The sequence below is a fragment of the Anaerorhabdus sp. genome (assembly GCF_036657415.1).
Lineage (GTDB): Bacteria > Bacillota_I > Bacilli_A > Erysipelotrichales > Erysipelotrichaceae > Anaerorhabdus.
Genome location: NZ_JAVXGL010000084.1, coordinates 1 through 8,599, shown reverse-complemented (window position 1 = coordinate 8,599; position 8,599 = coordinate 1). Strand labels below are relative to the sequence as shown.

8 protein-coding genes and 1 tRNA gene are annotated in these 8,599 nt (G+C 31.6%); 4 read left to right on the top strand and 5 right to left on the bottom strand.

Features of this window, described 5'->3' with window-relative positions:
• Positions 1-370 (top strand): aldo/keto reductase (locus tag RSB60_RS09785; protein WP_332616044.1); only part of this gene is annotated, 370 nt, incomplete at its 5' end.
• A gap of 112 nt (positions 371-482) precedes the next feature.
• Here RSB60_RS09785 and RSB60_RS09780 read toward each other — a convergent pair.
• The 5 genes from RSB60_RS09780 to RSB60_RS09760 all read right to left on the bottom strand — a co-directional run bounded on the left by RSB60_RS09780 (position 483) and on the right by RSB60_RS09760 (position 3,858).
• A complete protein-coding gene (locus tag RSB60_RS09780) occupies positions 483-1,142 on the bottom strand; it encodes a Type 1 glutamine amidotransferase-like domain-containing protein (protein ID WP_332616042.1) in 660 nt (219 codons plus the stop codon).
• Between the two features lie 599 nt (positions 1,143-1,741).
• Positions 1,742-2,104 (bottom strand): KilA-N domain-containing protein, encoded by a 363-nt coding sequence (locus RSB60_RS09775; RefSeq protein ID WP_332616040.1) that lies wholly within the window; start codon positions 2,102-2,104, stop codon positions 1,742-1,744.
• Between the two features lie 116 nt (positions 2,105-2,220).
• Entirely contained in the window at positions 2,221-2,370 is a 150-nt protein-coding gene (locus tag RSB60_RS09770) for a hypothetical protein (RefSeq protein WP_332616037.1), read from the bottom strand.
• Between the two features lie 393 nt (positions 2,371-2,763).
• Positions 2,764-3,600 carry a KilA-N domain-containing protein gene (locus RSB60_RS09765; RefSeq protein WP_323380837.1) on the bottom strand — a complete coding sequence of 279 codons (837 nt, stop codon included), beginning with the start codon at positions 3,598-3,600 and terminating at the stop codon, positions 2,764-2,766.
• Between the two features lie 174 nt (positions 3,601-3,774).
• Positions 3,775-3,858 (bottom strand) — tRNA-Leu (locus RSB60_RS09760).
• A 92-nt stretch (positions 3,859-3,950) separates the two neighbouring features.
• Between RSB60_RS09760 and RSB60_RS09755 the strand changes: the two genes are divergently transcribed.
• The 3 genes from RSB60_RS09755 to RSB60_RS09745 all read left to right on the top strand — a co-directional run.
• Positions 3,951-5,219 (top strand): D-alanyl-D-alanine carboxypeptidase family protein, encoded by a 1,269-nt coding sequence (locus RSB60_RS09755; protein WP_323380838.1) that lies wholly within the window; start codon positions 3,951-3,953, stop codon positions 5,217-5,219.
• 187 nt (positions 5,220-5,406) lie between these two features.
• Positions 5,407-7,239 (top strand): translational GTPase TypA, encoded by a 1,833-nt coding sequence (gene typA, locus RSB60_RS09750; RefSeq protein WP_323380839.1) that lies wholly within the window; start codon positions 5,407-5,409, stop codon positions 7,237-7,239.
• Between the two features lie 118 nt (positions 7,240-7,357).
• Positions 7,358-8,599: PTS transporter subunit EIIC (locus RSB60_RS09745; protein ID WP_332616034.1), on the top strand; the 1,242-nt coding region annotated here is incomplete at its 3' end.

Sequence of the window (8,599 nt, the reverse complement as noted above, 5' to 3'; positions counted from 1 at the left end):
ACAAACCAAAGCTCAAGAAAATATGCTTGATTTTGGTGTGCAAATGCAAGCTTGGGCACCCTTTGGTGAAGGAAAAAATAATATGTTTCAAAATGCAGTACTAAAAGAAATAGGTGACAACTATAATAAGACTGTAGCACAAGTCATTTTGAGATGGTTGATGCAAAGAAATATTGTTGCACTTGCAAAATCAACACATGTTGAAAGAATGAAAGAGAATTTTGATATCTTTGATTTTGAACTCACTCCTTCGGATATGGAAAAAATAGCTACACTCGATAAAAATGAAAGTCTATTTTTTAATCATCAAACACCGGAAATAGTTAAGATGTTTTCCAAAATGATAGAGAATAGAAGAGGAAGGATATAAGTATCATCAATTAACTGAAAAAAAACCTAATTTAGGTTTTTTTTTGAGAACTCGTGTTAATATTAATAGATTTTGATAAATTTAAAATTTGAGGATAGAGAATAAAACTGTATTAAATAGTTTCACTAAGTTTTATGATGCTTTGAAGCGATATAAGATAAACATCACCTATTATATCAATTTCGTTATTTTTTACTCGCAGTGCACAGTCCTTATTAGATGCATAAACATCCATAGAGGTAAGTAGAGAGTGTAAATCATATTGAATTCTGTTCAGCGTATTTTCTAAATCATAATGGGATAAAACTGAAAATTCATCTAGACCAAGACCATCAATTATTTGTGATTCTTTTGTTGAATTCCCAGTATACTCTGAGTATAACCATTTTTTAGACATGTTAATTGAACCTGCACTTGTTCCTAATACAATATCTTTTTCTCTAATGAGATCAATTAATTTGTACTTAACTAAAAGTTCATTCTGCTCCTTAGCGTAACCACCAAGTAGAAAAACTACGGAAGCATCTTTGATATACTGTTCAGCATCTTCTTTGGATATATCAAAATCAATGATATGATATTCTTCAAAATTGATCCCAGCGTGATGAAACCATGAAAGTTCTATTGAACCAACTTCCTCGTCTTCATAGTGATAAGGATCAGCACTAATTAGGACAAGAGATTTCCTGTCAACGATATCATTTGTTAACATATTTATAAGAGGTTTGTTGAAATGATTATTGAACCATCCTAAATAATAGTGTATCTTCATAAAAATCTCCCTTAAACTTTTAAAAATAAACTTACTTTATCATTTTAAAAAATTATCTACATAGTATAGGTAATTATTATTTCATATTTTTTAATTTTATGATACTGGAAGATACAGCTATTAGACTAAGTAGCATTAAGTTATCTCAATTTATTTTAATCTTACATGAAGTATTTATTAAATTTACATTTTTTGGATTTAATTAAATGTTCAAGAATGACATCATTTCTTATATTTTCTGATTTGAATAATTTTTTGTAATCTCAAAAAAGCTTTTATAATAAGAATTCTTGGTGAAAAATAAAAAAATATGAGTACAACATTGTGTAAAATGTATACTCATATCATTTTGTATTTGAGGTATTCATATGCAGTGGATATTATTATTTTATGTTTTCCAACTTTCTAACATTGGGTGATTCTATAACGATACTTAGTTGTTCTTTAGCTATTTTATTTAATTCAATTATTCTTTGATTATGAGGAACTTCATTCTTTATTAATATAGAGTTTAGGCTTTCGAGATTTGATAGTACAATTAACTGTTCAAGAGTAGCATAATCGCGAATATTACCACTAAGTTCAGAATTTTTCTCTTTTCATTCTTTTGCTGTTGTACCAAACATTGCAACATTTAGTACATCTGCTTCGGTTGCATAAGTAAAACTCTTAAATTGTTTTGGTAAATCATGAATGACAAAATTATTTTTGATGGCATCTGTATGAATTTTATAGTTTATTTTAGCTATTTCACGAGAAATATTCCGATTCAGAAAGTAATTGGAATTTTCGTCAGTTTTCAGTCTTTGGTAGTCTGTGATTATATACAATTTAAACTCAGCAGAAATCCAAGAAGCAAATTCGAAAGCGATATCTGGATGTGCAAAAGTTCCGCCATATCGACCTGATGAAGAATGGATTCCAATAGCTTTCGTAGATTCAATCCATTGTTTGGGAGACAAAGTGAATGAATTTGATCCAGCTTGAGTTTTAAACCCCTCGAATTCGAGAGGTTTAAAACTAGGGGTATATAAACTTTCCCATAACCAAGAAATTCTATTACATCTTTATTACGCATTCAGTTTTGAATTACAGATGATGGATCATTACTTCTATATTTGGCAATATCTGTTAAAGAAATAAAGTCAGTTTGGGATTTACTTGGAAGAATTGATATTTCTAATCCTTTAGCTTGTATAAAGGTTGTTTTATCTGAATTTTTAATCATTAAAAGCCTCCTTTTCTTTCTATTATATCAAAACATTATTATTAAAATTGCATAATGATAAAAATGTTTTTAAAGAACTAAATATAAATACTGTGAATGTTCGTGTGTTGTGACAAAATTGCAAAAAAATAGTAAATGATGTGAGAATTCAGATTTTGTGAATTTAATTAGAATAGATATAGAAATAAACTCTTACATAATTTTTGTCCCGAATAAAAAGAAAAATATGACATCAATGAAACGCTATTAGTAAAAAAGGATTTCTAGATGGAAATAAAAAAAATGAGTCTGACATCTACTACAAAATGTTCAACACTCATATCTTCTTTTATTTTGAGGCATCCATATGCAGTGGATATTACTATTTACATTTCTTCTTAAATTCAAGTTAACTTATTTATCTTTGCCTTTCTGTAAGGCTGATTGCTTTTCAAGAGAAGCTACCCGTTTATTTTCTGTAAGCAATTTCATTTGATTTATTGCAATTTCGTTGAGTTTTGATAATCTCTCAGTTTGCGAAAGTCCTTCGCTGATGAAAATAGCATTTAAACTTTCCATATTTGAAAGGACAACAAGTTGGGAAACATTTGCATAATCTCGAATATTTCCTTTCAAGGTAGGATTAGAATTTCGCCATTGTTTAGCGGTCATTCCAAACAATGCCATATTTAATATATCGGCTTCATCAGCATAAGTGATATTGATTTGTTTCTCTGTCAATAGAGAGGGAATTATATGTTCTTTAATAGCATCAGTATGTATTGAATAGTTAATTTTCGCTAGATTTCTTTTTATATCCCATCCTAGTTGTTGCTGTTCTTGCATTTTAAGTCTATCGAATTCTTGTAAAAGATAGATTTTAAACTCTGGACTAATCCACATTCCAAATTCAAAAGCAATATCTTTATATGCATAAGTTCCACCGTATCGTCCTGCAGTAGCACGCAGTCCAATAGCATTAGTTTTTTCTACCCATTCTTTTACACTGATTTTGTAACTATTGAGACCTGCTTTGCTTTTAATTATGGCGAATTCGCCATAATTAAAATTCGGATTGTATATTTGTTCCCATACGCCTAGGAATTCAACTGTATTTCTATTTCTAAGCCAATCCGATATAAAGAAATCGCCGTCTTTTGCTTTGATCATATCTGTAAGTGAAATATAGTCTTTATCATCAAAAATTGTCATTGTAATTTCTGTTCCATTTACCAATAGTTTAGTTGCCATAGAAACCTCCGTTCTTATTAAAATTATAACATACAGGAAAAATACTTCACTTGTAAATGAGTAAAGTTTTCACATTAAATGAGTAATTTTTTCAACATCTATATTGATCAAAAACTTGGGTATTTGTAGAAAAATAAAAAAAGAGTCTTTAAAAAAGGCTCTCAATTTTGAATATGGTGAGCGAAAAGAGACTTGAACTCTCACGTCATAAGACACAGCATCCTTAGTGCTGCGCGTCTGCCATTCCGCCATTCGCTCAGTGCATCTTCTATTATACTAAATCTTAAGAAAAATAAAAGTAGTATCATAAAAAAACATTATGTTATAATATACAAAATTGGAGGAGTAGAATGAAGAAGCTAGTATTAATATTGTTTTTGTTAATTGGTTCGTTATTCACGCCAATACAAATTTTTGCAGAAGAAGAAAAACCAAATGTAACGAGTGACTATATTTATCTATATGACCAAACAACTGGGCAAGTTTTATGGGATAAGGGTTCAAAAGAGATTATTTACCCAGCATCACTTACAAAAATGATGACTGCCTTGATTGCAATTGAGAATGTTGATAACTATGATCAACAAGTTCTAATTGATGAAAGAATTATGGCTGGTTTAAAAGAGGCTGGTGCAAGTCGTGCAGGATTTAATGTAGGGGATATTGTTACTATCCGTGATTTAATCTACGGAACATTATTACCTTCAGGTGCTGAATGTACTCAAGCACTTGCGTATACAATTGCTGGTAGTGTTGATGGTTATGTAGACATGATGAATCAAAAAGCTCAAGAGTTGGGAATGAAGGATACACATTATGTAAATACCACAGGATTACATAATGACAATCATTATTCAACTTTATATGATATAAGTCTTTTATTGGATTATGCTTTGCAGAATGATTTCTTTAAAGAAGTATTTACTTCAGATACTTATCAAGCGGGGATATCAAAAAATTATCCAACGCAAGGATTGAAAATGGAGTCTACATCATATAAGTATATTAATAATCCTGGGTCTAATGTGCCTTATAAGGTTACAATTGAGGGGTTTAATGGTAGTAAATCAGGGTATACGGTGGAGGCGCGTTATTGCCTTGCATCAAGTGCTACGATTAATGAGATGGATCTTATCTTAATTACTGCTCATGCCTGGGTGGAAAGAAAAATTCCTAGTCATTATCTCGATGCGGGAACGATATACAATTACTATCGTGATTCTTATCAAAGACAAATGATATTCAATTTGAATGATGTAATTAAAGAAAGCGAAATCAAATATCGATTTTTAGATAGAAACGTTGAATGGAAAATGGATGAAGCTATTTTGCTTGATGTTCCAAGTGACCCTAATGAATTAGTTATAGAAGTTACGATTCCTGAAGTAATTACAGAAAATATAAAAAAAGGTGATGTTGTTGGTGAGGTTATTGTAATGGCTTATGGTGAAGTAATTTATCAAAAAGACATTATTAGTAATCAAAATATTCGTCAGAATATTATTCTTCATTCACTTGCAAATGCTGTAGATTGGATTCAAAATAATATCTTAGTTTCAGGTTTGATTATTATTGTTGTTTGTGGTGGAATTATTCTAGTATCTCGTAAAAAACACTAAGTTTATAAAAGAAAGTGGAAAAATCTACTTTCTTTTTTTAAAACAAAATAGGTAAAATTTGATTAATGGTTGCGCTTACTTAGACAAATGAAGCCTATATTATATAGATAATAGTCTATAATTACGGTTTTTGTTGAGTTTTAAGCTTTATAAGCATATAATTTATAAGTTGCAAAGGATGATGATTATGAAAGAATTTCAAAAAATATTAAATATTGCGGTTATTGCGCACGTTGATGCGGGGAAATCTACTCTAGTAGATGCTTTCTTGGGTCAAAGCCACGTTTTCAGAGACAATGAAGAAGTTGTTGATTGTGTTATGGACAGCAATGACTTAGAACGTGAAAGAGGAATTACAATTTACTCAAAGAACTGTTCTGTAAATTACAAAGATTATAAAATCAATGTAGTCGATACGCCAGGGCATGCTGACTTTTCGAGTGAAGTAGAACGTATAATTAAAACTGTTGATACAGTTATTTTGCTTGTAGACTCTAGTGAAGGGCCAATGCCTCAAACACGTTTCGTACTACAAAAAAGTTTAGAAGCAGGTTTAAGACCAATTCTATTAATTAACAAAATCGATAAAAGAGATGCTAGAGCAACTGAAGTCATCGATATGGTTTATGATTTATTTTTAGATTTAAACGCAAATGATGAGCAATTAGATTTCCCTATTCTTTATGGAATTGCTCGTGAAGGTATCGTTCGTAAATCATTGGATGATACGAATACAGACATCATGCCTTTATTTGAAACTATCTTAGAACATTGCGATGCTTATCCAGATGTTTCTGAGGAACCATTACAAATGCAAGTATCTGCGTTAGCTTATGATGATTATATTGGTCGTTTAGGTATTGGTCGAGTTTATTCAGGTACATTAAAAGAAGCTAGCCAAGTTATCGTATGTGATGAAGATGGTAAACAACAACGTTGTAAAGTAAATCAAATTTTCATTTATAGAGGATTAAGTCGTGTTGCCGTTTCAGAAGCACAATGCGGTGAGATTGTAATGATTTCTGGTATTTCTGATATTTCAATCGGAGATACAGTTTGTAATACAGATGCAGTATTACCGATGCCTTCAATCAAAATTGAAGAGCCAACTTTATCAATGAATTTCATGGTAAATAGTTCACCTTTCGCTGGTAAGAGTGGAAAGTATATTACTTCTCGTAATATCAAAGAACGTCTTGAAAAAGAACTTGAAGTAAATGTTGGTCTAAAAGTTGAACCAACAGATAGTACAGACTGCTTCAAAGTGAGTGGTCGTGGAGAATTGCATTTATCAATTTTACTTGAAAATATGCGTAGAGAAGGTTATGAAGTTGCGGTTAGTAAACCAGAAGTAATTTTCCACCGTGTTGATGGACAATTGCTTGAACCGGTTGAAGAAGTTGTATGTAGCGTTCCAAATGAATATTCAGGATCTGTAATTTCAAAACTAAACTTACGTAAAGGGGTTATGGTTGATATTGTAGATGAAGGAACTTATACACGCGTTGAATATATGGTGCCAACTCGTGGGTTACTTGGTTATCGTTCAGAATTTATCAATGATACTCGTGGAGAAGGTACGATGGTACGCCGTCTTGCTGGATATGAGCCCTATAAAGGTGAAATCAATCAACGTTCAAATGGTGCATTAATTTCAACTGAAAATGGTAGTGCAATGACATATGCTTTGTGGAATATTCAAGAACGTGGTCAATTATTTATTACACCACAAACAGAAGTTTACACAGGTATGATAATTGGACGTGCAGCTAAAGATATGGATATGGATGTAAATCCAATTAAGAATAAAAAGATGACAGCCGTTCGATCTTCAGGTGCTGATGAAGCTATGAAATTAGTTCCTGCGAAAATATTGTCATTAGAAGAAGCACTTGAATTTATTAATGATGATGAACTTGTAGAGTTAACTCCAGATAGTATTCGTCTTCGTAAAAGATATTTAACAGCGCTTGAAAGAAAACAATACAATCGTAATATTGCGAAAAATGATGAGGAATAATACCACAATTGTGGTATTATTTTTATAAATATATAGAACCGGTTCCAAAAAGTGTTGACAAGACTTTATTACGAGCTATACTAGAAATATAGAACCGGTTCCAATATAGGAGGAAAGTATGAATAAAAGTGAAAAATACTTAATTATTTCAAAGGAAATTACACGATTAGTTGGTGGCGAGGAAAATATTCAAGGAGTTGCGCATTGTGCTACTCGTCTAAGAATAGTATTGAAAGATACTTCATTAGTTCAAAATAAAGAATTAGAAGATGTTGAATTAGTAAAAGGTGTATTCATTGTTGGCTCACAACTTCAAATTATATTTGGAGCTGGGCTTGTGAATGATATATACGCGGTATTCTCAAAATATGTGCATAAGGAAAATATGTCACTTGAAGATGTCAAAACACAAGCTAATGCAAAGCAAAATCCAATCCAAAAATTGATTAAATCGTTGTCTGATGTATTTGTTGATATTATTCCAGCAATTCTAGCGGCAGCATTATTAATGGGATTAACGGGTGTTTTAGGGAAGTGGGATTTGGTTCAAGAAAATGAAACACTTTACGCGATTAATCGACTTGCGAATTTAGCATCAACAGGAATATTTGCGATACTACCCATGGTTGTATGTTATTCTTCAACAAAACGTTATGGTGGTAGAGCAATTCTAGGAATGGTTGTTGGTGCAATTATGTTAGATGCTAGTTTAGCAAATGCTTATAGTATTGGCACAGAAAGTTTTAATCCAGAAGTATTAAATTTATTTGGATTACAAATTCAAATGGTAGGTTTTCAAGGGGGTATCATTATTGCGTTGATGATGGGATGGGTTGTCGCTACGCTTGATAAATTTTTCCAACGTGTAATCCCTGATGTTGTTAAATTGTTATTTGCACCAATGCTAACAGTATTCATTTCAACAGTTTTATTATTTACGATTGTTGGACCTGCAGGGCGCATCTTTGCCGATTCAATTACAGGTTCATTATTATGGATGACAGAAAATTTGGGTGCGGTTGGTTTTGCATTATTTGCAGGGCTACAACAAATAGTTGTAATTACTGGAATTCATCATATCATTGGAGCAGTAGAGTCACAATTGATTGCGACAACAGGGGTTAATTTCATCAATCCATTAATGTCAGTTGCACTTATTGGACAAGCAGGTGCAGTGCTTGGTTATATGGCTTTACATTGGAAGAATACAAAAACAAGAGAATTATGTATTCCAAGTTTCATTAGTACATTATTTGGAATTTCTGAGCCTGCTATTTTTGGTGTAAATCTTCGCTATCGTTTCCCGTTAATTGCAGGATGTTTGGGAGGTGCTGTTGCAGGTGTATATGTTTATTTTACA